The sequence below is a fragment of the Pseudomonas sp. 5P_3.1_Bac2 genome, assembly GCF_025465995.1.
Lineage (GTDB): Bacteria > Pseudomonadota > Gammaproteobacteria > Pseudomonadales > Pseudomonadaceae > Aquipseudomonas.
In genome coordinates this window covers 1,082,218-1,107,339 of the sequence record NZ_JANLNY010000006.1, presented here as the reverse complement: position 1 = coordinate 1,107,339, position 25,122 = coordinate 1,082,218, and the positions used below count along the sequence as shown (strand labels likewise).

At 56.6% G+C, this 25,122-nt stretch carries 22 protein-coding genes and 1 tRNA gene; 20 read left to right on the top strand and 3 right to left on the bottom strand.

What is annotated here, in order from left to right; genetic code table 11:
- Position 1: 1 nt before the first annotated feature.
- The gene (locus tag NTD81_RS09170) at positions 2-355 is read left to right on the top strand and encodes a RidA family protein (protein WP_262181825.1); all 354 of its coding nucleotides are present in this window, start codon (positions 2-4) and stop codon (positions 353-355) included.
- Positions 356-764: 409 nt separating this feature from the next.
- On the opposite strand, the gene NTD81_RS09165 is transcribed toward NTD81_RS09170, so the two are convergent.
- Complete coding sequence (locus NTD81_RS09165) at positions 765-1,625, bottom strand: alpha/beta hydrolase (RefSeq protein ID WP_262181823.1); 861 nt, start codon at positions 1,623-1,625, stop codon at positions 765-767.
- Positions 1,626-2,635: 1,010 nt separating this feature from the next.
- Entirely contained in the window at positions 2,636-3,544 is a 909-nt protein-coding gene (locus NTD81_RS09160) for an NADP-dependent oxidoreductase (RefSeq protein ID WP_262181821.1), read from the bottom strand.
- 152 nt (positions 3,545-3,696) lie between these two features.
- Between NTD81_RS09160 and NTD81_RS09155 the strand changes: the two genes are divergently transcribed.
- The 18 genes from NTD81_RS09155 to NTD81_RS09070 all read left to right on the top strand — a co-directional run bounded on the left by NTD81_RS09155 (position 3,697) and on the right by NTD81_RS09070 (position 22,638).
- Positions 3,697-4,593, top strand: coding sequence for a LysR substrate-binding domain-containing protein (locus NTD81_RS09155; RefSeq protein ID WP_262181819.1), 897 nt, complete (start codon positions 3,697-3,699; stop codon positions 4,591-4,593).
- 1,047 nt (positions 4,594-5,640) lie between these two features.
- Complete coding sequence (locus tag NTD81_RS09150; protein WP_262181816.1) at positions 5,641-6,786, top strand: aromatic ring-hydroxylating oxygenase subunit alpha; 1,146 nt, start codon at positions 5,641-5,643, stop codon at positions 6,784-6,786.
- 657 nt (positions 6,787-7,443) lie between these two features.
- Positions 7,444-8,589: an aromatic ring-hydroxylating oxygenase subunit alpha gene (locus tag NTD81_RS09145; RefSeq protein ID WP_262181814.1), complete on the top strand. Its 1,146-nt coding sequence runs from the start codon at positions 7,444-7,446 to the stop codon at positions 8,587-8,589.
- Positions 8,586-9,710 carry an ABC transporter ATP-binding protein gene (locus NTD81_RS09140; RefSeq protein WP_410017125.1) on the top strand — a complete coding sequence of 375 codons (1,125 nt, stop codon included), beginning with the start codon at positions 8,586-8,588 and terminating at the stop codon, positions 9,708-9,710. Before NTD81_RS09145 ends, NTD81_RS09140 begins: the two co-directional genes overlap by 4 nt.
- Before the next feature lie 51 nt (positions 9,711-9,761).
- Positions 9,762-10,814 (top strand): ABC transporter substrate-binding protein, encoded by a 1,053-nt coding sequence (locus tag NTD81_RS09135; RefSeq protein WP_262181811.1) that lies wholly within the window; start codon positions 9,762-9,764, stop codon positions 10,812-10,814.
- A 78-nt stretch (positions 10,815-10,892) separates the two neighbouring features.
- Positions 10,893-12,149, top strand: a complete 1,257-nt coding sequence (locus tag NTD81_RS09130) for an ABC transporter permease (protein ID WP_410017139.1) — start codon at positions 10,893-10,895, stop codon at positions 12,147-12,149.
- A 12-nt stretch (positions 12,150-12,161) separates the two neighbouring features.
- Complete coding sequence (locus NTD81_RS09125; RefSeq protein WP_262181808.1) at positions 12,162-12,986, top strand: ABC transporter permease; 825 nt, start codon at positions 12,162-12,164, stop codon at positions 12,984-12,986.
- Positions 12,987-13,012: 26 nt separating this feature from the next.
- A complete protein-coding gene (locus NTD81_RS09120; RefSeq protein ID WP_262181806.1) occupies positions 13,013-13,813 on the top strand; it encodes a phytanoyl-CoA dioxygenase family protein in 801 nt (266 codons plus the stop codon).
- 98 nt (positions 13,814-13,911) lie between these two features.
- Positions 13,912-14,811: an aromatic amino acid DMT transporter YddG gene (yddG, locus tag NTD81_RS09115; protein WP_262181805.1), complete on the top strand. Its 900-nt coding sequence runs from the start codon at positions 13,912-13,914 to the stop codon at positions 14,809-14,811.
- Positions 14,812-15,187: 376 nt separating this feature from the next.
- Positions 15,188-17,110, top strand: coding sequence for a threonine--tRNA ligase (gene thrS / locus NTD81_RS09110; RefSeq protein WP_262181803.1), 1,923 nt, complete (start codon positions 15,188-15,190; stop codon positions 17,108-17,110).
- Positions 17,110-17,661 carry a translation initiation factor IF-3 gene (gene infC / locus NTD81_RS09105; protein WP_262182083.1) on the top strand — a complete coding sequence of 184 codons (552 nt, stop codon included), beginning with the start codon at positions 17,110-17,112 and terminating at the stop codon, positions 17,659-17,661. The genes thrS and infC overlap by 1 nt, the downstream gene beginning before the upstream one ends.
- A 60-nt stretch (positions 17,662-17,721) precedes the next feature.
- Positions 17,722-17,916 (top strand): 50S ribosomal protein L35, encoded by a 195-nt coding sequence (rpmI, locus tag NTD81_RS09100; protein ID WP_058069469.1) that lies wholly within the window; start codon positions 17,722-17,724, stop codon positions 17,914-17,916.
- 27 nt (positions 17,917-17,943) lie between these two features.
- Positions 17,944-18,300: a 50S ribosomal protein L20 gene (gene rplT / locus NTD81_RS09095; RefSeq protein WP_090505586.1), complete on the top strand. Its 357-nt coding sequence runs from the start codon at positions 17,944-17,946 to the stop codon at positions 18,298-18,300.
- Between the two features lie 95 nt (positions 18,301-18,395).
- On the top strand, positions 18,396-19,412 hold the full coding sequence (gene pheS, locus NTD81_RS09090; RefSeq protein ID WP_262181801.1) for a phenylalanine--tRNA ligase subunit alpha: 1,017 nt from the start codon (positions 18,396-18,398) through the stop codon (positions 19,410-19,412).
- Between the two features lie 37 nt (positions 19,413-19,449).
- Entirely contained in the window at positions 19,450-21,828 is a 2,379-nt protein-coding gene (gene pheT / locus NTD81_RS09085; RefSeq protein WP_262181799.1) for a phenylalanine--tRNA ligase subunit beta, read from the top strand.
- 3 nt (positions 21,829-21,831) lie between these two features.
- On the top strand, positions 21,832-22,134 hold the full coding sequence (gene ihfA / locus NTD81_RS09080) for an integration host factor subunit alpha (protein ID WP_003243414.1): 303 nt from the start codon (positions 21,832-21,834) through the stop codon (positions 22,132-22,134).
- Entirely contained in the window at positions 22,115-22,471 is a 357-nt protein-coding gene (locus NTD81_RS09075) for a MerR family transcriptional regulator (RefSeq protein ID WP_262181798.1), read from the top strand. The genes ihfA and NTD81_RS09075 overlap by 20 nt, the downstream gene beginning before the upstream one ends.
- A gap of 90 nt (positions 22,472-22,561) precedes the next feature.
- Positions 22,562-22,638, top strand: a tRNA-Pro gene (locus NTD81_RS09070).
- A gap of 362 nt (positions 22,639-23,000) precedes the next feature.
- On the opposite strand, the gene NTD81_RS09065 is transcribed toward NTD81_RS09070, so the two are convergent.
- On the bottom strand, positions 23,001-23,891 hold the full coding sequence (locus tag NTD81_RS09065) for a LysR family transcriptional regulator (protein ID WP_262181797.1): 891 nt from the start codon (positions 23,889-23,891) through the stop codon (positions 23,001-23,003).
- A 111-nt stretch (positions 23,892-24,002) separates the two neighbouring features.
- Here NTD81_RS09065 and NTD81_RS09060 point away from each other — a divergent pair, with 111 nt between their 5' ends.
- The gene (locus tag NTD81_RS09060; protein WP_262181795.1) at positions 24,003-25,028 is read left to right on the top strand and encodes a hypothetical protein; all 1,026 of its coding nucleotides are present in this window, start codon (positions 24,003-24,005) and stop codon (positions 25,026-25,028) included.
- Positions 25,029-25,122: the final 94 nt, after the last annotated feature.

The following is a 25,122-nucleotide window of genomic DNA, read 5'->3' as shown; positions in this document are numbered from 1 at the left end:
AATGACATCGATTACTCGCATTAAAGAAAACCACTTGATGTCCCAAGTCGTTCGTTATGACCATTTCATCGAAACGGCAGGGCAAGTCTGCGCCGATACATCGCTGGATATCCAAGGGCAGACCCACCAAGTTTTGGCACAGATTGATCAGTTGCTCAGTCAGGTAGGCGCCTCTAAACAGGATCTAACAAGAGTGCAGATATGGCTCGCGGATATTGATGACTTTGCTGAAATGAATGTTGCCTATGAGGCCTGGCTTGCGAATTGTCCCAAACCGGTTCGAGCTTGTGTAGGTAGCGACTTGGTCAGCGGCGGTTACCTAATAGAAGTGCAAGCCTTTGCTTACATTAAGTAGCGTTCCCGCTATCCTATTCATTAGGGTTTGCATGAACATTTAAGCGCAGTACTTAAGGTGATTGCACTAGCTGCAATCACCTTAAGTTTTCTCTATGGTAGTGTTCATGTGTACTGGTAAATTTTGTTTTATCGACAGCATAAGCGTCTTTAAATAAGCTAAATAAAAGCGCTTGCCATTAATGTATACATAGCGGGTCAGTGGTAGTGTAATTGGGGGGGGTTTAGCCTGTGATGCAGATACTATGTTGGCCTGTAGCTGTCGAAAATTAAATTTTAGTTGCACGCATCAGTGATTTCATTAGTATTTTTAAATCAAATATTTCCACTAAACTCTACACTATACCCCTGTAAAACCAGTCAACCATTGATCTGTATGTCAGTGATTGACCGGGTATATTTAATACTAATTAATCAACGCTTTTCAGGAATTCAATGCCGTCATCTAAGGCCTGTTGTCCGAGGGCGTTGTATTGTTTGTTCTTAAAGAACTGAATAAAGCCGTGCCTTTGCTTGGCGTAGGTAAGAAGTTTGCTGTTTGGTGCCGCATTATGGTAGTCACGGGAGCGTTCAATTAGCGGGTCAGCCTCACCGACGCTTATGAGAGTCGGCGGTATATTGCTGTTATCAGCAAATACTGGCGAGACCAGCGGATCTTGCTCACCTACCTGACCTGCGGTGTAGCTTTGCTTGAACATATTAAGGATGTCTAGGGTAGGGAAGTCCTCAGTGGCCAGGCGTTTTAACGACTCTGGGTTCATGTTGACGTCCAAAACTGGGTAGATCAGCCATACACCCGAGACCTTATGCTCAGCATTTAGTTGAGTGCTAAGGCTGGCCATAATATTACCGCCTGCACTATCGCCGACCAGGAAGGTCTTTTTGATGCTGCTAAAGCGCTTATGTAACCAATGAAATGCATCCGTCACATCGTTGGTCGCTGCGGGGGCGCAGTGTTCAGGCGCCAGTCGATAACCGACAGACAGTACCAGTGTATTAAGGTTGTTAGCCAAGTAACGTAGGAGTACATCATGGGTTTCCAAATCACCAGAAACCCACCATCCGCCATGGGCGAATACGGTGATGGACTCGGCAGCATTGCCACGCGGGTAGTAAAGCTTGCCCTCAATGGCTCGCCCGGTATCTCTAGAGGGGATGGAAATATCTTCAAGCTTGTATACTTCATCAGGGCTGCCAGCACTAGGTATTAAACTTCTGTAGCTACTGCGCATGTTTTTTGCAAGTTCTAGTAGCTCATTTGTATTGTTCATGGGTCCATCCGTCTATATGGGTTGGTAATATCTAGTGAGATTATGTAATTGCTTGAGTGCATCTGTATTCTGTATTAAAGCATGCTCACCCCGTGACCGTTATTCGTGTGCGTGATCGGTGCTTGTGAAATTTTATATTAGTATTGATTTTTCACAGCGTAGAAATTTTTTGAGGTGGATTAGCTCTAAAAGTTCCTGAACTGGCGTGCGGTCTAAGGGCGCATAGCTCAAATCTGCATTCATGTTATCTGCCAGGCCCTGACCTCAATGAGGGCTATGAAAGCATCGCGCTATTCAGCGGGGTAGATGATTTATGTGTTATGGCTGTTTGAGATCAGCATGACAGTTTTGATGTTTGCTGAGGCCCGGGGTATGTGGCACTAACTTTTATATCTGCGTATGAAATAAGGCGATTTGATAGCTAGGATTTGCGCAGGTTTCACTTGCGTAAAGACGCAAGCGCCTGTCTAAAGCGCCTATTAGCAGACACAGGAAATTATCCGTAAAGGTTCTAGATCTGGTGTGCCGCATAGAGGTGTTGCTGTAGACCAAATATCTATTGCAGGGGCTGCTTCTGGAGGGGCACGGCTCGCGAGTATTGGCAAAGGTCGCTGGTATTGTTCTGTCATGTGCTCTATCAGGGCTTGATGCGAATCTGCATCAAGTGCAGGCGACCGTGTGGGTCATCCGGGCTCTGATTAGTTGTGCATCAAGATATTTGAGCTGTTTTTTTAGATGGGGGGCGTGTTGCGAGGGTGAAATAGATAGGCTCGATGCAGAGGCAATGGATGACTTTCTCTCCTGCTCAGTTCAGCGGGCTTGCGTAGTATGGAGAATAGCGATTTGCAGCTTGGACCGGTAAGTACAGATTGTCTTAGCTCGTGCTGTGATAGGCGCTGGCTAATCGTCGAGGTGGCTGTGCATGTCCTGCGCGGCAAAGCGGCAATGCGTGGGCTTTAACACTGGGGCACTGCCGCGTCGCAAGAGCAATTGGGTGGCCTAGTACTGGCTTAGAAGCTCAGCACACTCTTGCCCCAAGTATGCCCCTGTAAAATCGCGCTATAGGCCTCCGCCGCTTGGGCAAACGGGTAGCTGTTGCTGACCAGCCAGCTCAGGCGTCCCTCAGCGACGCCGTCGACCACGTGCTGCAAGTTGGCTTTATTGCGTTTAACCCACATCGGTTGGATGCGCGATGAGGACAGTGGCCGGCCGGCGATGGTGCCGAGAAACCCGTCATTTTTCACGGTAGCCAAGGAGGCTTGGGTTGCGTCTTCGGTGCCGGCCATATCGAGAGACGCGTCGAATTTCTCTGGGTGTATGGCTTGCAGGCGTTCCGTCAGGCCAGCGCCGTATAGCACTGGGGTGGCGCCGAGATTTTCAAGGTACTCGTGGTTACGCTGTGAGGCGGTGGCCACCACGTCGATACCTAATTCGCGGGCCAGTTGTACGGTGATCGAGCCTACGCCGCCTGATGCACCATGAATCAGCAGTGACTTCACCGGCCCCTTTTCTTGCAGCTCTTGCAGGATAGTCATCGCGGTTTGTGCTGCTCCGGCCAGAGAGCCGGCGACAAGCCAGTCCAGATTAGCCGGGCGGGCGACCAGATTGCTCACGGGCACATCAATCACTGTGGCATGGGTAAAGCCGGCGCCGGAGCCGAGCACTTCATCACCGACCTTCCACTTGCTCTGAGGGTCATTGACCTCAACGATCACCCCGGCAAATTCAGTACCGAAGGTTTGCGGCAGAGTGCCGTGGCGAAATTCGCCGCTCATGCGTCGGGCATCGATGGGGTTGATGCCGGCGGCCATGACTTGGATGCGCGCGGTTTCAGCCGCCAGTTTAGGTAGTTCTAACTCGGCGAATTGCAGGACTTCGGCGGGGCCGTAGGTGTGTGCCATCAATACTGTGCTGTGCATAGGGGTAACCACTTAATCGAGAGGGATTGGTGCAGTAACTATTCAGATGGCAAGTTTATGTATGAGAAAAATCACGGGAAGCCCTGTATATGGCTTTCACTTTTGCAAAGGTGATACAAGTGGTACCGCAATGTGCGAGTTGAGGGCGATCCATGACGGATCTCAATGGCTTAAAGCTGTTTAAGCAGGTGGTCAGCGCGGGCGGGTTTTCTGCCTGTCACCGGCAAACGGGGATCTCCCGAGCGACCTTGAGTCGCGGCATCAGCGCGCTTGAACGTGAACTTGGCGCCCGTTTGATTGAGCGCAGCACGCGCAGCTTTCGCCTGACGGAGCAGGGCGAAACGCTCTATCAGCGCTGCCTGGATATTTTTGAGCAGGTTGATGAGGCGCTGGCCTCCGTTGAGGTAATGCAGCGCGAGCCGAGCGGCGCGGTGCGCATCGTGCTGCCGCCGTCGCTGCTTAATCTGTATTTTGCCGATGAGATTCTGCGTTATCTGCAAACCTACTCAAGGGTGCGGGTGCATATCGAGGCGTCTAACCGGCCAGTTGATGTGCATAACGAGAACGTCGACTTTGTTATCCGTGCGCGCAGCCAATTGGATTATCCGCTGGGCTATGTGCCGGTGTTGCTGGCGCGCATCCCCTTGGTTTTAGTGGTGCATCCGCAGTGGCAGAGCGAGCTTAAGCTCAGCTTGAATGAGACCTTGCAGCGGGTGCCGGCAATTGCCTGGAGCGGGGCGGGAGGGCAGTGCCATTGGCAGTTGTTGGATGGCGATGAGCAGGTTGTCGATGTGCGCTTGGAGCCGCGTTTGGTGGTGGACGATATGGCTACTTTGCGCAGTGCTGCGCTGAGTGGTTTGGGCATGATTATGATCCCCGAGCTCTATGTCGCTGAGGACCTTGCCGAGGGACGCCTGTTGAGGGTTGAGCTGGACCTGCACCCGCCGATCAGCTTGGTTCACGCAGTGCATCTGGGCCAGCGCGGTATGCGTCCGGCCGTGCGGCATCTGTTGGATTGGCTTAAAGAGAAAACGGCGGCCCTGCGTTAGGGCTGTCGACGGATTACGCCCGAATAAATTTAATGCCGGTGGCCAAGCTTCGCGTTGTCCACCCTACGGGTGTTGGTGTTACTGGAACGTAGGGTGGATGACGCTTCACCCATCCACCGTGAAATGCTGGCAACGTAGATTTGCTGGCGAATAAAGGCTGTGAGGCAAGCAGTTTTTATGTAGTTGCCGCAGGTGGTGAACTTGGATTGAGGCGGCCAAGCTTCGCGTTGTCCACCCTACGGGTGTTGGTGTTGGTGTTGCAGGAGCGTAGGGTGGATGACGCTTCACCCATCCACCGTGAAATGCTGGCAACGTAGATTTGCTGGCGAATAAAGGCTGTGAGGCAAGCAGTCTTTATGTAGTTGCCGCAGGTGGTGAACTTGGATTGAGGCGGCCAAGCTTCGCGTTGCCCACCCTACGGGTGTTGGTGTTGCTGGAGCGTAGGGTGGATGACGCTTCACCCATCCACCGTGAAATGCTGGCCAACGCAGATTTACTGGCGAATAAAGGCTGTGAGGCAGGCAGCCTTTATGTAGTTGCCACAGGTGATGAGCTTGGGTAAAGGTGGCCAAGCTTCGCGTTGTCCACCCTACGGGTGTTGGTGTTGCTGGAACGTAGGGTGGATGACGCTTCACCCATCCACCGTGAAATGCTGGCAACGTAGATTTGCTGGCGAATAAAGGCTGTGAGGCAAGCAGTTTTTATGTAGTTGCCGCAGGTGGTGAACTTGGATTGAGGCGGCCAAGCTTCGCGTTGCCCACCCTACGGGTGTTGCTGGAGTGGATGGCGCTTTATCTATCCACCATTGCCCCGAAGCCAATCCACAGCCTAGGCCGAGGCATATTTTTCCTTGCTTCAGCGCAGTTTTTTCGAACTTTCTCCGCGTTTGCAGGCGTATTAACTTCTCCTTGAATCTTTCTTGGCACCTAGGTGCTGCTTGCTCGTTATGGCGCGGTCTGTGCTTTGGCGAGAAGTGCAACGGTGTCAGCTGCTATCAATCTGGCCATGGGCTGTATGCGCCCGCCTATTAGCTGTGGAGTGAATCGGATGGGGATTAATCACAATAAGGTTGCCGCCATGGTGACCCGTCTGCATGGCGTGGCGGGGTTGCCTGAAGCGCAGGCGCAGTGCCTGCCTGGGCAGTTTTACAGCTGCCCGGATTTCTATCAGTTCGAGGTGGAAAGCTTCCTGAAAAAGGAATGGCACTGCGTGGGGCGAGTCGATGAGCTGGCGGAGGCCGGGGATTTCTTTACCACGCAACTGTTCGAAGAGCCGCTGATCCTCATTAAAGGAGATGAGGGCACGATTCGCGCGCTGTCCAATCTCTGCCGCCATCGTGGTATGCCGCTGGCTGAAGGCAAGGGCCATACGCGGCGTTTTGTCTGCTCCTACCACGCTTGGAGTTATGAGCGTGACGGGCGCTTGGCCCATGCCCCGCGCATGCAAGAAAAAGGCGTGACGCCGCACAGTTGCAGCCTGCCGGAGTTTAAAACTGAACTGTGGAACGGCTTTATTTACGTCAACCTGGACGATAACGCCGCGCCCTTGGCCACTCGCTTGGGCAATCTAGAAGCACTGCTGGCCAATTACCAAACCGCCGAAATGCGCCATGTGCACAGCCAGGAGGAGATCTGGAACACCAACTGGAAGTGTTTGGTGGAAAACTTTATGGAGGCTTACCACCTCTCGGTGGTGCACCCCAAAACGCTGCACCCCTATACGCCGACGGGCTTAAGTCGTAAGTCCATGGCTGATGAGGCCTTTACCAGCTATTGCGCCAACTATCCGGACTCCGCCGCCTCCCGTGGCTTAGGTGCGCCAGGTTTGTCCGCTGAGGAGCGGCGGCGCTCCACGCTGTTTTGTCTGTTCCCCACTCAGCTCGTCAGCCAGGCAGCGACCCTATTGGTGTCACTGTCGATCCAGCCCTTGGCGGTGGATCAGATTCGCGTGCGCTGGACGGTTGCCACTTATGGCGAGGAACTCAGCGCCGCCGAGCTGGATGAGCGCCTCGCGCTGTGGAATGAAGTCAACCGTGAAGACCGCGAGAAGCTGGAGCGCATGCAGCGTGGTTTGGCCTCGCGGCATGCACCTTCCGGGCAGCTTTCGCCGGCGGATTTTGAAGGCACCATTTGTGACTTTTACCGCTATTTATCGCGCAGCCTAAGCTCGCATATTGCGGTGACTGAGCTTTAACGGCACGCAAGCCTTTAGGCTGATTAAAACGCCCGGCGTTGATCCTCTGATTACGCCGGGCGTTGTGTTTTAAGGCCTATGGTAGGTGCGTAACCCTTGCCATACGCAGGCTGTGCCAATGCAGTGTGCGCCTGCTGTTTCTCTGCAACTCAGGCTGGGTTTCAGCACAACGCCTTAGGGCTGGGCAAACCTGTTTCAGTCAGTGGGCTATGAGCCTGTGTCTCAGCGCAGCGCTTAAAAAATCCTGATTGAGCCTTATTCCAAGCGGCTGGTGCGCATCTATGGCGACCCAAACTGGGGCGCTGCGAGTCGATTCAAACCTTACGCCCAGCGCTTGCGGTTATGACGGCCCCAAGGACTAAACGCCTGCGCTAAACGCTCCGCTTCAGGGGGCGGCAAAGTCAGCCTGTGCTGCATTGCAGGATGAGCCATCAGTGGATTGCGCTGCTGCACCAATAAGGCGGTGGAGCGCACCAAAAACGCCCGGCCTAGCCACGTTTTTCATAGGCCTAAGGCAGTTTTTCCTTACTTTATTTATGCCTAGCCCTCGGCCACCATCCGGCCATATCCACTTCGCGTGCAGCCTGATCAGTACTTCGAAAACTGGCGAATAAAGGCCGCTCAGACCTTGCAGTAACGTCTTATCGAGGAAGCTTTATGGCACAGCTCATTACGCCCACCCCGGTTGCCCAATTGATCACTGCTTTACAAGCAAACTGTGATCGTGACTTTGTCGATGCGCGGGCTATGCCGCCCGAGGTGTACACCTCCAAGGCCTTCGTCGAGCTGGAGCAGCAGCACATCTTTAAGGCGCAGTGGCTGTGTGTGGGCCGCGCCAGCAAGTTGCAAATCCCCGGGGATTACCTGACCTACGACATCGCCGGGCAGCCGGTGGTGGTGCTGCGGGATAACCAAGGCGAGATCCGCGCGTTTTCCAACGTGTGCCTGCATCGCATGTCGGTGCTGTTGCAGGGCAGCGGCAATGTGCGCGCCATCGTCTGTCCCTACCACGCCTGGGGTTATGACTTGCAAGGCAAGCTGCGTGGCGCGGCACAGATGGATCGGCAGAGCGGCTTCTGCAAAAGCGACTACCAACTGCCCAGCGTGCGTTGCGAAATCTGGCAGGGCTGGATTTACCTGACCCTGGACAACGATCTGCCGCCAGTCAGTGAGCAGCTTAAAGAGCTGGAGGAGCTGATCAGCCAGTACCGCATGGAGGGCTATATCGAGACCTTCCAGGAAGATCATGTGTGGGACTGCAACTGGAAGATCCTCGCCGAAAACTTTATGGAGAGTTACCACCTGCCCATGCTGCACCGGGCGACTGTGGGCCCGCATTCGCGCTTGGAAGAAATGGAATGCCCAGCGGGTTTGCCCGCCTTTAACTATCACTGGATTACCAAAGAGGCGACGCTGGCCATCGGCAACGCCCACCCAGATAACCAGCATCTAGAAGGGCATTGGCGCAAAACCACGGCGCTGCTGAGTATCTATCCGAGTCACCTGATCACCCTGACACCGGGCTATTTTTGGTACTTGATCGTGCAGCCGTGTGGCGTCGACAAGGTGCATATCCGCTTCGGCGGTGGCCTGGCTCCGGAGTTTATTAACGACCCCAAAGCTACTGAGTACCTGAGCACGCTTAAAGCGTTGCTCGATGAGGTCAACGCCGAAGACCGGCAGGGCGTCGAGGCGGTGATGCGTGGCGTGCGTGCGCCGCTGGCGCAGCCAGGCCACCTGAGCCATCTGGAACGGCCCAACTATGACTTCGCCCGTTATATCGCCAGCCGGGTCAGCCTGTGATGAACGCGGCCACTGCGCCTGGGGCGGCGGAGCCCTTTATCAGTTTCAGTAACGTCAGCAAATCCTATGACGGCACGGACTATGTGGTGTACGGCCTCAACCTGGCCATCAATAAAGGTGAATTTGTCGCGCTGCTGGGGCCTTCGGGCTCTGGCAAAACCACCACCTTGATGATGCTGGCCGGCTTTGAAACGCCGAGCAAAGGTGAGATCTGCATGGCCGGCAAACGCCTGGACGATCGCCCACCCTATGAACGCGACATCGGCATGGTGTTTCAGAATTACGCCTTGTTCCCCCATATGAGCATCGCCGAGAACGTCGGTTTTCCACTGTCGGTACGGGCTGTGCCACGCAGTGAAATCAAGCAGCGGGTGAGTCGTGCGCTGGACATGGTCGAGCTGTCCCATGTCGCTAAGCGCCGCCCGGCGCAGTTGTCCGGCGGTCAGCAGCAGCGCGTGGCGTTGGCCCGGGCGCTGGTGTTTGAGCCCAGCTTGATTCTGATGGACGAGCCCTTAGGGGCCTTGGATAAACGTCTGCGCGAGCATATGCAGTACGAAATCATGCGCCTGCATCGCGAGCTGGGCCTGACCACGGTGTATGTGACCCATGATCAGTCCGAAGCCCTGACCATGTCAGATCGGGTGGCGGTGTTCTTCGACGGACGTATCCAGCAAATCGCGCCGCCCCATGAGTTGTACGAGCAGCCGCACAACGCCTTCGTCGCCAATTTTGTCGGTGAGAACAATGGCCTCAGTGGCCGCATCAGTCGTATCGAAAACGGCCTCGCCACCTTGCAGCTGGCCAATGGCGCCGAGGTGCGTGGCCACACCAGCCAAGACCTCAGTGTGGATACGCCGGGCACCCTGTTTTTACGCCCCGAGCAGGTCAGTTTGGCCACGCCTGGGGTAAGTCTGGGCAACAGCCTGCGCGGCTTGGTGCAAGAGACCATCTATTGCGGCGATCACCACCGCGTGCACTTGCGTGTAAGCGCATCCGAGCAGCTGATTTGCAAGCTGCCCAATACCTGGAGCCACCGATTGCCGCAGACCGGCAGCGAGGTTGAACTGACTTGGCGGGTGGCGGACTGCAAGGTTCTGGCGCCCTCGGCCAGTGCCACCTGAGGCTTCTTTGAACTGCCGCCACTTAACAGAGATAGAAGGAATGATATGCCAATGAAGCCTATTACCAATCTGCTCGCCAGTGCCTCGTTGCTCGCCGCTGCGGTTGCTGTCAGCCCCCTGCATGCGGCCACCAAACTGTCCATCGTGACCTTCGGTGGCGCCTATGAAAGTGCGGTTAAACAAGCCTATCTGGAGCCGTATACCCAAGCCAGCGGCACCACCTTTGGCCTTGAGGCCTATGACGGTGGCCTGGCCAAGTTGTCGGCCATGGTTCAGGCCAACAACACCACCTGGGACGTGGTGGATTTGGAGTCCAACGACGCCATCGCTGCCTGTGATGAAGGCTTGCTGATGAAGTTTGATAAAGCTCTGCTGGGCGACAGCAGCGACTTTATCGACGGCTCGATCAGTGAGTGCGCGGTGGCCAGCATGGTCTGGTCGACCATCTTCGCTTACGACAGCAGTAAGCTGAAAACAGGCCCCAGCCAGGTCGGCGACTTCTTCGATACCGCGAAATTCCCCGGTAAACGCGGCCTGCGTAAGAGCCCTAAAGGCACTTTGGAATGGGCGCTAATGGCTGATGGCGTGAGCAAGGACCAGGTTTACAGCGTACTGGGGACGCCTGAAGGGCTGGAGCGCGCCTTTAGCAAACTGAGCAGCATCAAGAACGACATCATCTGGTGGGAGTCCGGTGCCCAGGCTCCGCAACTCTTGGCCGATGGCGCGGTGGTGATGGTGCAGGCGTACAACGGGCGCATCCAAAGCGCCGTGGACACCGATCACAAGCCATTCGCTATCGTGTGGGACGGACAGATTTACGACTTCGAGTGGTGGGGCGTGCCTAAAGGCGCGAAGAACGCTAAGGCCGCTGCCGACTTTATCGCCTACGCCTCCCAACCCGAGGTGATCTCCCAACTGTCGCGCTACATCGCCTATGCGCCGCCGCGCAGCAAAGCGCTGGAGCATATCGACGCGCAAACCCTGAAAGGGCTGCCCACCGCGCCGGCTAACTTTGGTAATGCCGTGCAGATCGATGTGAATTTCTGGACCGATAACTTCGACGTGATCAACAAACGCTTCCAAGTGTGGCTTAGCCAGCCTTGATCCACCCCAAGGTCGCCGCCCGTACGGCGGCGACCTGTTGCTGAGCGTGCCTGTTTGGAGTTGCCCATGAATGTGACCATCCCCGTTGCTGCGCAGGCCCTGGCCCAGGGCGCCGCGCAAGAGAATGCCGAGCAGGCCCGAGCCTACCGTCAGGCGCGGCGCAAAGAGTCGCGCAAGGCCTTGCTGCTGGCGGCGCCATTAATGGTGTTTTTGTTGCTGACCTTTGTTGCTCCCATCGGCATTTTGCTTTTGCGTAGCGTGCAGAACCCCGAGTTACCCAGTGCCATGCCGCTGCTCAGTGCGGCGCTCAATGACTGGGACGAATCTGCCTTGCCGGAGGCTGAAATCTATGCCGCTTTGGCCAAGGAGCTGGTCAGCGCCAGTGCCAGCGATGAGCTGGGCAGCGCCGCGCGGCGTCTGAATTTTTACGATCCGGCCATGCGCAGTTTGTTGATGAAAACCGCGCGTAACCTTAAGCAGCGCGAGTCCACCGATTGGGCGGTGACGTTGCCGCAAATCGATGCCCGCTGGGCGGATCTGGATACCTGGCGCGTGCTCAAGCGTGCGGCGCAGTCGCCTACGGTGGACTATCTGTTAGGCGCGCTGGACAGCAAGATCGACAGCAGCGGGGCAGTGGTCAGCATGCCTGCTGAGGAATCCATCTACCTGCAAGCTTTTGCCCGCACCATCGGCATCAGTACCAGCATCACCCTAATCTGCCTGCTGCTGGCCTACCCGGTGGCATGGTTGCTGGCCAACTTGCCGGCGCAGCAGAGCAAGCGCCTGATGCTGCTGGTGATCGTACCGTTTTGGACGTCCTTGTTGGTACGCACCACCGCTTGGTATGTGCTGCTGCAACCCAATGGCGTGGTCAACAGTTTGCTCAGCGGTTTGGGCTTGGTCAGCGAGCCGCTGCAGTTGATGTTTAACCGCACCGGGGTATTGATCGGCATGACCCATATCATGCTGCCGTTCATGATTCTGGCCATTTACTCGGTGATGAAGGGCATCTCGCCGATTTATCTACGCGCCGCGCAATCCTTAGGCGCTAAGCCGCTGACCGCCTTCGTGCGCACCTATATTCCGCAGACATTGGCCGGGGTGGGCGCCGGGTGCTTCTTGGTCTTCGTCTTGTCCCTGGGCTACTACATCACTCCGGCGCTGCTGGGCGGAGCAGGGGATGAAATGATCAGCCAACTGATTTCACTGCAAACCAACCAGCAATTGAACTGGGGCCTGGCCGGCGCGTTGTCGGTGTATCTGGTGCTGTTTACCGCGTTTTTCTACTTTGTGTTTAACCGCTTGGTGGGCATTGACCGCCTGCGTTTCGGTTAATCGGGAGCGCCTATGAAAACCCATTACTGGTCCCGTCTTGAGCGTTGGAGCGCGCGTTGGGTGCGCTGGCATACGGCGTTGGTGCTGCTGTTTTTGGTGGCGCCGATTGTGATCATCATGCCGCTGTCGTTTAACAGCAGCTCGTACTTCTCCTACCCCATGACCGGCGTGTCGCTGCGCTGGTACGACACCGTATTGAACAACAGCCAATGGCAGCGCGCGCTGCTGAATAGCCTGGGCATTGGGTTTGCCTCGACGCTGCTGGCCACCGCCTTGGGCACCTTGGCGGCGCTGGGCTTGAGCCGCGCCAGCTTCCCCTGGCGTACGGTGGTGATGCCACTGCTGATCTCACCGATGATCACGCCGATTGTGGTGGTCGCCGCAGGCTTTTATTACGTGTTCGCGCCGCTGGGCTTGGTCGATTCCTACTTAGGCGTGATCCTCGCCCACACCGTGCTCGGCACGCCCTTTGTGCTGATCACTGTGTGCGCTGCGCTGCAATCCTTCGACCATAGCCTGACCCGTGCGGCCAGCGGTCTGGGCGCACGGCCCTGGACTAACTTTCGCCGGGTGACGTTGCCGCTGATTACCCCGGCCGTAGCCACCGGCGCGGTGTTCGCCTTTGCCACATCCTTTGATGAGGTGATCGTCGTGCTGTTTATCGGTGGCTCCGAGCAACGCACCGTGCCGCGACAGATGTGGAACGGCATCCGTGATCAGATCGATCCGTCGATTCTGGCCGTGGCCACCTTATTGATCCTGGTGGTACTGGCTCTGTATGCCTGCACCAGTTGGTTGAGCAAGCGTAACCAAGCGGGGTCGGCTGAGGCCGAGTGAGTCTTATCGTCGGGGAGGGTTGGTGGATGGATGCACAATGGCGGGAAGCGTTTAACCGTGACGGTGTGGTCGTGGTGCGTGGGTTGTTTGCGGATTGGATTGAACCGCTGCGCGCGGCGGTGGCGGATAATCTGGCCCATCCCGGCCCCTTGCAGCGTAACTACACGCCGAATACGGCGGCGGGGCGCTTTATCGGCGATTACTGCAACTGGCCCAACATTGCCGGCTACCGTGAGTTTATCCAGCACAGCCCGGCCGCTCAGTTGGCCAAGCAATTGATGGGCTCGCGGCAGGTGCGCATCTTTCATGAGCATATGCTGGTCAAGGAGGCGGGTAACCCCAGTGCCACGCCTTGGCATCACGATGAGCCGTATTACTGCGCCAGCGCCGAGCAAACAGTGAGTATCTGGTTGCCGCTGGACCCAGTGGCGCGTAGCTCCAGTGTCGAGTTTGTCGCCGGCTCGCACTTGTGGGGTAAGCAGTTCCGTCCGCGTAAATTTACCGGCGCCGATTATGAGCAGGATGTCGCCGGGCTTGAGGCGATGCCGGATATCGAGGGCAATCGTCAGCAGTATCAGATTCTGGGTTGGGATCTTGCCCTGGGCGATGCCATTGCCTTTGACTTTCGCACCGTGCATGGCGCCCCAGGCAATCGCTCGCTAACGGATGCACGGCGGGTGCTGTCGACGCGCTGGTTGGGCGATAACGCCTGTTATGTGGATCGCCACGGCGAAACCTCACCGCCCTATACCCACCTGATTGGCCAGTTAAGTCATGGCCAGACCCTGCCTGAAAGTGAGTTTCCCTATATCGCCACGCCGGCATAGCTCAGGCCTGTCGTAGAGCGGCGTCGTTGCCTGCAGTGAGAAACAGACAGGCGCCGTAGCAGGCGCTAGAATCGCCATCTTTTTGCGCTGAGGCAGCGATGTTGAATAGCAGTGGGCGGGCGGCGACTCTATGTGGCGTGGTGGCCCTGCTGGTTTGGAGCACGGCCTCAGGACTGATCCGCAGTACCAGCCAATACTTTGGCCCCATCGGCGGCGCTGCGTTGATCTACAGCTTTGGCGCAGTGTTGCTGTTCGTGCTGTTAGGTCGTCCGCGCCTGCGCCACAGTTCGCGCCTGTATCTAGTGTTGGGCACGGCGTTGTTCGTCACCTATGAAATTTGCCTGTCCCTGGCCTTGGGCTACGCCAACTCCAGCGAGCAGGCGATTCAAGTCAGTGTGGTAAACAGCCTGTGGCCCTGTTTGACGGTGCTGCTGGCGGTGCCGATGAATCAGCAATCAGCCCGCTGGTTTATCTTGCCGGGCACGGCTCTGGCGTTATGGGGCACGACATGGGTGGTCAGCACCGACGGTCTGTCGCTGGCCAGCTTTGTCAGCAACATCAAATCCAACCCACTCAGCTACGGCATGGCCGCCACCTGCGCGATCACCTTTGCTCTGTATTGCAACATCACTCGCCGTTACGCCCGGGGCGAGAATCATGTGGGCTTTTTCTTTGCCGTCACGGCCATTTTGCTGTGGGTGAAATATGCCCTGAGCAGTGAAGCGCTGCCGGCTTTTACCCTGCAACCTTCGCTGGAGTTGGCCTGTTTGGTGCTGTCTATGGCCGGTGGTTATGCGCTGTGGAACGTGGGCATCTTGCGCGGCAATCTGACTCTGCTGGCGACGCTGTCGTATTTCTCCCCAGTTCTGTCGGCCGCTTTTTCGGCCCTCTGGCTGGGTGCCAGTTTGTCGTTACAGTTTTGGCACGGCGCGCTGCTGGTTACCTTCGGCTCGCTGATTTGCTGGTACGCCACGCGTACGCAGGCCAAGGCAGGCTAGGGCGCTTGTGACTTACTGGACAGACTAAGTTATTGATTTAGTTATGCTAGAATGCCGCTCCTAGCCAAGGCTGAAACAACCTGTTTCATTAGAAATCATCCACTTAGCTCGAACTCCTGACTTGATTTAAGTCTTGAACTGGCAGCAAAAGTGTCCGGTTGTAAGCTTTTCGTCGCGCAATCTGTGTCCGAGGATTGTTTGGCATCGCCCAGCGCGGCTAGCTATGTGTGTATTAACCATCACCAGTGATTCTGGTTCGGTGAGCTTGGCCGCAAGGCTCCTGCCCCTGTATGGCAGGTATAGCGCCGGATCACTTACTGGCTCATCCCAACCCATGTGGCCTTTGGTAGAGGTCACCACTAGGAGAGGAGGCGCCATGCCCGTTATTACTCTTCCCGACGGCAGTAAACGTCCATTCGACCACCCGGTATCCGTGCTGGAAGTCGCCCAGTCCATTGGCGCAGGCTTAGCTAAGGCCACCGTGGCCGGTAAGGTCGACGGCAAACTGGTGGATGCAAGCGACCTGATTACCCAGGACGCCAGTCTGCAAATCATCACCCCGAAAGATCAGGACGGCGTTGAGATTATCCGCCACTCCTGCGCCCACTTGGTTGGCCATGCGGTCAAGCAGCTGTTCCCCAGCGCCAAGATGGTGATCGGCCCGGTGATTGATGAAGGTTTCTATTACGACATCGCCGCCGAGCGCCCCTTTACCCCTGAGGATATGGCGGCGATCGAGCAGCGCATGCGTGAGCTGATCGACACCGAATACGATGTGATCAAGAAGATGACCCCGCGCGCGGAAGTCATCGAGCTTTTCCAGGCCCGTGGTGAAGATTACAAGCTGCGCCTGATCGACGACATGCCGGACGAGCAGGCCATGGGCCTGTACTTCCACGAAGAATACGTCGACATGTGCCGTGGCCCGCACGTGCCCAACACTCGTTTCCTTAAAGCGTTCAAGCTGACCAAGATGTCCGGCGCCTACTGGCGTGGCGATGCGAAGAACGAGCAGCTGCAGCGCATCTACGGCACCGCGTGGGCGGATAAGAAGCAACTGGCTGCTTATATCCAGCGCATCGAAGAAGCCGAAAAGCGCGATCACCGTAAGATCGGTAAGCGCCTCGACCTCTTCCACACCCAGGAAGAAGCGCCAGGCATGGTGTTCTGGCACCCCAATGGCTGGACCATCTATCAGGTGCTAGAGCAGTACATGCGCGGCATCCAGCGCGAGAACGGCTACCAGGAAGTGCGCACTCCGCAAGTGGTCGACCGTATCCTGTGGGAGAAATCCGGGCACTGGGGCAACTACGCCGACAACATGTTCACCACTGAGTCGGAAAGCCGCGACTACGCGATCAAGCCGATGAACTGCCCGTGCCACGTGCAGATCTTCAACCAAGGCCTGAAGAGCTACCGTGAGCTGCCGCTGCGCTTGGCCGAGTTTGGCTCGTGCCACCGTAACGAAGCATCCGGCGCACTGCACGGCATCATGCGTGTGCGTGGCTTCACCCAGGACGACGCCCATATCTTCTGTACTGAAGAGCAGGTGAAGAAGGAAGCGGCTGATTTCATCAAGCTGACCCTGCAGGTTTACTCCGACTTCGGCTTCAGCGACATCAAGATGAAGCTTTCCACTCGTCCGCCTAAGCGCGTGGGTGATGATGCCTTCTGGGATCGCGCCGAAACCGCTCTGGCTGACGCCCTGAACGAAGCTGGTCTGCCGTGGGAATACCTGCCGGGCGAGGGCGCGTTCTACGGTCCGAAGATCGAATTCACCTTGCTCGACTGTTTAGGTCGTAATTGGCAGTGCGGCACTCTGCAATATGATCCGAACATGCCGCAGCGTTTGGAAGCCAGCTACGTCTCCGAAGACAACAGCCGTAAAGTGCCGGTCATGTTGCACCGGGCGATCCTGGGTTCCTTCGAGCGTTTCATCGGAATTTTGATCGAGCACTACGAAGGTGCATTCCCGGCTTGGCTCGCGCCAACTCAGGCTGTGGTGCTGAATATCACTGATAAACAAGCCGATTTCGCCCAAGAAGTGGAAAAAACCCTTAACCAAAGCGGTTTTCGTGCCAAGTCTGACTTGAGGAACGAGAAGATAGGCTTTAAAATCCGCGAGCATACTTTGCTCAAGGTCCCCTATCTTTTGGTTATTGGGGATCGCGAAGTCGAGACGCAAACTGTCGCCGTGCGTACCCGTGAAGGTGCTGATCTGGGCTCCATGCCCGTCACTCAATTCGCTGAACTTCTCGCGCAGGCGGTTTCCCGGCGTGGTCGCCAAGTTTTGGAGTAATCATTATTAAGCGTGATATGAGACAAGATAAACGAGCTGCACCGAAGGCCCCGATCAACGAGAATATCTCGGCACGCGAGGTTCGGTTAATTGGCGCTGACGGCGAGCAAATTGGCATCGTCTCGATTGATGAAGCGCTTAGGATTGCTGAAGAGGCCAAGCTGGATCTGGTAGAAATCTCTGCCGACGCAGTTCCTCCGGTTTGCCGAGTCATGGACTACGGCAAATCGCTCTTCGAAAAGAAGAAGCAAATTGCGGCAGCTAAGAAGAACCAGAAGCAGATTCAGGTTAAAGAAATTAAGTTTCGTCCAGGGACGGAGGAAGGGGATTACCAGGTAAAACTACGCAACCTGGTACGTTTCCTAAGTGATGGGGACAGGGCCAAGGTATCGCTTCGATTCCGCGGCCGTGAGATGGCGCATCAGGAGCTGGGCATGGAGTTGTTGAAGCGGGTTGAAGCTGACCTGGCTGAATACGGCACCGTTGAACAGCACCCGAAGATGGAAGGACGCCAGCTGATTATGGTCATCGCCCCCAAAAAGAAGAAGTAACCACCAGGGCACGGCAGGCCTTGCGGTTATGTTTATCAACTGAATGCGGAGTATCCGAACATGCCAAAGATGAAAACTAAGAGTGGTGCAGCCAAGCGTTTTCTTAAAACTGCTACTGGCTTCAAGCACAAGCACGCTTTCAAGAGCCACATCCTGACCAAGATGTCCACTAAGCGTAAACGTCAACTGCGGGGCAGCAGCCTGATTCACCCGTCTGACGTAGCAAAAGTGGCGCGCATGCTGCGCGTTCGTTAATCGGTCAAGATTTAGAGGAAATTACTCATGGCTCGTGTTAAGCGCGGCGTTATCGCTCGTAAGCGTCACAAAAAAATTCTGAAACTCGCTAAAGGCTACTACGGTGCGCGTTCGCGCGTATTCCGCGTTGCCAAGCAGGCTGTGATCAAGGCAGGCCAATACGCCTACCGCGACCGCCGTCAGCGGAAGCGCCAGTTCCGCGCTCTGTGGATCGCTCGTATCAACGCTGGTGCTCGTGTTAACGGTCTGTCCTACAGCCGTTTCATTGCTGGCCTGAAAAAAGCGTCCATCGAGATCGACCGTAAGGTTCTGGCTGATCTGGCAGTGAACGAAAAAGCGGCGTTTGCTGCGATTGTCGAGAAAGCGAAAGCCGTACTGGCTTAAGTCCCCGACAATCTCCGGGTTCGCCCGGAGCTAAACGTCACCGATAGGGGAAGAGCCTTCAAGCTCTTCCCCTATTTCGTATCTGGAGTCTGTAAATGGAAAATCTGGATGTGCTGGTCTCGCAAGCGCTTGAGGCCGTTAGCCACACCGACGATGTGAACGCCCTTGAACAACTGCGCGTTCAGTATCTGGGTAAAAAAGGCGAATTGACTCAGGTGATGAAGACCCTGGGCAATCTTTCGGCCGAAGAACGTCCGCAAGCCGGCGCGTTGATCAACGCCGCCAAGGATCAAGTTCAGGACGCACTTAATGCGCGTAAAGCTGATCTGGAACAGGCTGCCCTCAGCGCTAAATTGGCGGCTGAAAAAATTGACGTCACCTTGCCTGGCCGTGGCCAGACTTCCGGTGGCTTGCATCCGGTGACCCGCACTCTGGAGCGCGTGGAGCAATTCTTTACCCGTATTGGCTACGGCATCGCCGAAGGCCCGGAAGTGGAGAACGACTACCACAACTTCGAGGCACTCAATATTCCAGGGCATCACCCGGCACGGGCGATGCACGACACCTTCTATTTCAACGCCAACATGTTGCTGCGCACCCATACCTCACCGGTACAGGTACGCACCATGGAGTCGCAGCAGCCGCCGATCCGCATCGTTTGCCCCGGCCGCGTCTATCGCTGCGATTCGGATATCACCCACTCGCCGATGTTCCACCAGGTCGAAGGCCTGCTGGTCGATGAGGGTGTGAGTTTTGCCGACCTTAAAGGCACCATCGAAGAGTTCCTGCGGGTGTTCTTCGAGAAGCCGCTGGGCGTGCGTTTCCGTCCATCGTTCTTCCCCTTCACTGAGCCTTCGGCTGAAGTCGATATGCAATGCGTGATGTGCAGCGGTAAAGGCTGCCGCGTTTGCAAGCAAACTGGCTGGCTGGAAGTCATGGGCTGCGGCATGGTTCATCCAAACGTGCTGCGCATGTCTGGCATCGATCCAGAGAAGTACTCCGGTTTTGCCTTCGGTATGGGTGTGGAGCGTCTGGCCATGCTGCGTTATGGCGTTAACGACTTACGTCTGTTCTTCGAAAACGACCTGCGATTCCTGGCGCAATTTCGCTAGAGCCGCATGACCGAACCGAATTGTTGAGGAGAGCAGAATGAAATTCAGTGAACAATGGCTGCGCACCTGGGTAAACCCGCAAGTTTCCCGTGATGAGCTGGTGGCGCGCCTGTCCATGGCCGGTCTAGAGGTCGACAGCGTGACCCTGGCCGCCGGTGAGTTCAGTGGCGTGGTGGTCGGCGAGGTGCTGAGCACCGAGCAACACCCTGACGCCGATAAGTTGCGCGTGTGCCAAGTGAGCAGTGGCGCGGAAACCTTCCAGGTCGTGTGCGGTGCGCCGAATGTGCGTCCGGGCCTGAAGATTCCGTTCGCTATGATCGGTGCTGAGTTGCCGGGCGACTTCAAAATCAAAAAAGCCAAGCTGCGTGGCGTTGAGTCCAACGGCATGCTGTGCTCGGCTGCTGAGCTGAAAATCAGCGAAGACCACGATGGCCTGCTGGAACTGCCGGCTGATGCGCCGGTGGGCGAAGACATTCGCAGCTACCTGCAACTGGATGACGCCAGCATCGAAGTGGACCTGACGCCGAACCGTGGTGACTGCTTGTCCCTGGCCGGCCTGGCCCGCGAAGTCGGTGCGCTGTATGACGCGCCGGTGACCCGTGTCGCTGTGCCGGCAGTTGCTGTTACGCATAGCGATGAGCGCAGCGTTGAAGTGCTCGCGCCGCAAGCCTGCCCGCGTTATTTGGGCCGTGTGGTGCGTAACGTCGACCTGTCCAAGCCGACGCCGCTGTGGATGGTCGAGCGCCTGCGCCGCGCGGATATCCGTAGCATCGACGCTGTGGTCGATGTCACTAACTACGTGATGATCGAACTGGGTCAGCCGCTGCACGCTTTCGACTTGGCACAAATCAATGGCGGCATCCGTGTGCGTCTGGCCGAAGAAGGCGAGAAGCTGGTGCTGCTGGATGGCCAGGAAGTTAGCCTGCGTGCCGACACCCTGGTCATCGCTGACCATAACCGTGCTCTGGCGATTGCTGGTGTCATGGGCGGCGAGCACAGCGGCGTCAGCGCGATGACGCGTGATCTGTTCCTCGAGAGCGCCTTCTTCGACACCATCGCCATCGCTGGCAAGGCCCGCTCTTATGGTCTGCATACCGATGCTTCGCACCGCTACGAGCGTGGCGTGGACTGGCAACTGGCTCGCGAAGCCATGGAGCGCGCCACTGGCCTGCTGCTGGATATCGTAGGTGGTGAAGCCGGCCCGATCACTGAGGTGGTGAGTCAGGCTCATCTGCCGAATATCGCGCCTGTTACGCTGCGTGCCGAGCGCGTTGAACAAATGCTCGGTCTGGCCTTTGAAGACTCTCAAGTTGAGCGACTGCTCAGTGCTTTGGGTCTGCAGGTTGAAGCGCAAGGGGCAGGGCAGTGGCAAGTCAGCGTGCCAAGCCACCGCTTCGACATCAGTCTGGAAGTGGACTTGATCGAAGAGCTGGGCCGTCTCTACGGCTATAACCTGTTGCCGGTGCGTTACCCGCAGGCGCGTCTGGCGCCGCAGGCCAAGGCCGAAGCTGAAAGTGGTTTGCCGCAACTGCGTCGCCTGCTGGTGGCTCGTGGTTATCAAGAAGCAATCACCTACAGCTTTATCGATCCGAAACTGTTCGAGCTGTTCAGCCCAGGTGTAGCGCCGCTGCTGCTGGCTAACCCGATCTCGGCGGATATGTCGGCGATGCGTTCTTCGTTATGGCCGGGTTTGGTCAAAGCCTTGCAGCACAACCTCAACCGTCAGCAGGGCCGTGTGCGCCTGTTCGAAAGCGGCTTGCGTTTTGTCGGCCAGCTTGAAGGTCTGCAGCAAGAGCCGATGTTGGCCGGCTTGATCAGCGGCCCACGCCTGCCTGAAGCCTGGGCGCACGGGCGTGACAGCGTCGACTTCTATGACATCAAGGCTGATGTTGAAGCGTTGTTGGCCAGTGCCGGTGCGGCGGATGACTTCGTGTTTGTACCGGGCGAGCATGTGGCTTTGCACCCGGGGCAGACTGCGCGTATTGAGCGTGACGGCAAGCTGGTTGGTTTTGTCGGTGCGATCCATCCCGAATTGGCAAAAGTCTTGGGCTTGGACCAGGCTGTGTTTATGTTCGAGTTGGTTTTGGCTGAAATCAGTCGTGGCACTATGCCTAAATTCCAAGAGCTTTCTAAGTTCCCGGAAGTGCGGCGCGATATTGCTGTCTTGGTCGAAAGGGATGTTCCAGCCCAGCAATTGCTGGAAGTAATCCGTGCTGCAGCAGGTGAATGGCTAACTGACCTCAAGCTATTTGACGTATATCACGGTAAAGGCATTGATCCTGATAGAAAAAGTCTAGCAGTTGGCTTGACCTGGCAGCATCCATCGCGCACTCTTAATGACGATGAGGTGAGTACCACAATGCAAAATATCCTCACCAGTCTGGAACAAAGGTTCAACGCCACGTTAAGGAAGTAGCGTATGGGGGCTCTGACGAAAGCTGAGATGGCGGAACGTCTGTATGAAGAGCTGGGCCTGAATAAACGGGAAGCCAAGGAATTGGTGGAGCTGTTCTTTGAAGAGATCCGCCAAGCGCTGGAGCTCAACGAACAGGTCAAACTCTCGGGGTTCGGTAATTTTGATTTGCGCGACAAGCGTCAGCGCCCCGGTCGTAATCCGAAAACAGGGGAGGAAATACCGATCACGGCTCGCCGTGTCGTGACTTTCCGCCCCGGCCAGAAACTTAAAGCCAGGGTTGAGGCGTATGCTGGAACCAAGTCATAACGACGAACTACCTGCGATTCCTGGTAAGCGTTACTTCACCATCGGTGAGGTAAGCGAATTATGCGCGGTTAAACCGCACGTATTGCGCTACTGGGAGCAGGAGTTTACCCAGCTCAACCCGGTCAAGAGGCGCGGCAACCGCCGCTATTATCAGCGCCAAGATGTGCTGATGATCCGGCAAATTCGCGCCTTACTTTATGACCAAGGTTTCACCATTGGTGGTGCGCGTCAGCGTCTGTCCGGTGATGAAGCCAAGGATGACAACACTCAATACAAGCAGCTGATCAAGCAAATGATTGCCGAGCTTGAAGACGTGTTGTTGGTCCTGAAAAAATAACTGCGATTTTCAAAAAAGTTTCCATATTTCAGAAGCTTATTGTATAGTTCGCAACGTTTTCGGCCCGCCGAGAATAGATTCACGCCTAGTCGGGGCGTAGCGCAGTCCGGTAGCGCACTAGCATGGGGTGCTAGGGGTCGAGTGTTCGAATCACTCCGTCCCGACCATTAATTCCTAAAAAGTCCAGTCACTTAGCGGTGACTGGATTTTTTTATGCCTGCACATAAATAAAAGGTGCGGGGAAGTTGCGGGGATTGAATCATTTATCCGAGCTTTCTCGTCCCTATCGTTAGGACTGGTGCCCGGTTATCAGCTGCAGTTACACGGTTGGCCGAAGCAATCAACGTATCCAGCTCAGCCACCTTCGGGTGGCTTTGTTGTTTCTGGCTTAGTGACTTTTCGAGTGACCTCGATAAGTTCCATTAACCAGCCCTCCTGCTAAATATTGCTAAAACAGCCCCGCAGAGGATGTTGTTTGGATGCGTGGGAGGAGCATGGCCGCGTTGTTTCGTGTTCGGCTGCCCAGTGTTTACCCTCCTAACTGCTGTACCACGCAGTCGATAAAGCTGCGCAGTTTGGGCGTCTGGCTGCGGGCGCTGGGGAACAAAATGTGCACGGGTTGTGCCGGGGTTTCGTAGTCGCTCAGTAAGCGCTGTAGGCGGCCGCTGCGTAGGTCCTCGGCGAGCATCATTTCGGCGCCGAGGATGATGCCGATGCCTTCCCGTGCTGCGGCGAGCTGGGCGCGGCTGTCGTTAACTTGCAAGCGGTTGTGGACCTGGGCCAGGAGCAGGTTTTCGCCGGCCATAAATGGCCACTGCTTGGCCGGTGGGCGCGCCGTATAGGCGAATCCTAAGCAGTCATGGTTGGCCAATTGGGCCGGTGTAGTGGGGGTGCCACGCCGTTGTAAATACTCAGGTGCGGCACACACGATCAGGCGATAGGGCTTCAAGGTGCGGGCCATCAAACTAGAATCGGCCAGCGTGCCGATGCGGATAACCGCCTCGTAGCCTTCTTCGATGAGATCAACGACCCGGTCGCTGAGCGTCAGGTCTACTTGCACATCCGGGTAGGTTTTGAGGTATTGGGCAATCACCGGCATCAGGCAGTAGGTGCCGAAGGTGACTGGTGCGTTGACCCGTAGACGTCCCCGCGGCGCGCTGGATTGAGTGTGCGCGATGGTTTCGGCGGCCTCGACCTCGGCCAATACCGTTTTACAGCGCTCGTAGTACTGCCGACCAAGGTCGGTGAGGCTCTGGCGCCGGGTTGTGCGGTTGAGCAAGCGAGTGCCCAGTCGCTCCTCGATGGCGCTGACGTGTTTGCCAACCATTTGCGCTGACATGTCCAACGCCGCGCCGGCAGCAGCAAACGAGCCGAGATCGGCCGCTTTGACAAACACAGCCATGCCTTGCAAGCGGTCCATTGCCACCTCGATTAGAAACTGTGGGTTTCGATAGCCAATGCTCGCGCACGATTTATCCCATGGCAAGGCTTCAATAGCATGGTGACATCTTGTTACTGATGGAGTCACTCAATGAGCACTTCCGTTATTGCCCTGTTGGGCGCTGGCCCGTTGGGGTTGTGGACCGCCGCCGCACTGGCCAGCTCGCCAGCGGCTGAATCACTGCATCTGCGTATGGGCAACACCCGTGGTCAGGCGCCGGCCTGGGTTCCACCTGCCGTACAGACTGCGTTTGAGCAGGGCCGTTTGAGTTGGCATGCCTTTGATGCTCTCGATTCGGCCAGCGTGCTGGACTTCACCGCAGGCGCTGCCGCCATCGTGCACAGCGCCATCCCCGGCTACCACGAGTGGCTAAGCAAGTTGCCGATCATTCAGCGCAATGTCATCGATGCCGCCGTGGCTCACCGGGCGCGGTTGATTTGCGCCGATAACCTGTATGCCTACGCCGCACCAGTCAATGGCCCGCTGACCGAGGAGCAGGCAGAGCTGCCGCCAAGCAAGAAGGGGCAATTGCGCAAAGAGGTGCTCGAGCAAATGCGCCGCGCGCAGCGCGAGCGTGGCCTGGTGTGGGGCACCGTGCAGGGGTCGCAGTACTTTGGCCCGGGGGCCGGCGCGCAGAGCGTTTTTGGCGACTGGTTTATTGAGCCGGTGTTAGCCAATAAGCCGGTGCGCTTTGTTGGTGATCCGAGACTTGCCCACGCTTGGGCATTTGCCCCGGACTTTGGCAAAGCGTTGGCCTTGATGGCCATCACTGAGCGCGCGGAGCTGCTCAACCACTCTTGGATATTGCCGCATGCCACGCACTTGTCTGCGTTCGACCTGGCGGATGAGTTGTTTGCTGAGTTGGAGCGTCAAGGTGTGCGGCCGGCGCATGCGCCGCGTAAAGCGGTCGCCGTGCCGGCATGGCTGTTGAAGGTGTTTGGCTGGTTTAACCCGGTGATAAAGGCCCGTGAAGAAATGCTTTATCAGTTCAACATGCCCTGGCAGGCCAGTGGTGAGCACTTCACTCGTCTTACTGGATTGACGGCCACACCTCTACAGAGTGTGGTTGAACAAACGGTGAGTTATTGGAAAGCGAGCAAAGTGCGCTCTGCCTAGATGTTTGCCCGGAACCGGCGATGCTTCACCTGAGCGCTAAAAAAGAACGCGCGCTTTTGTGAGCAACAGCGCTTGAGCGGTGGCCCATAGTGCT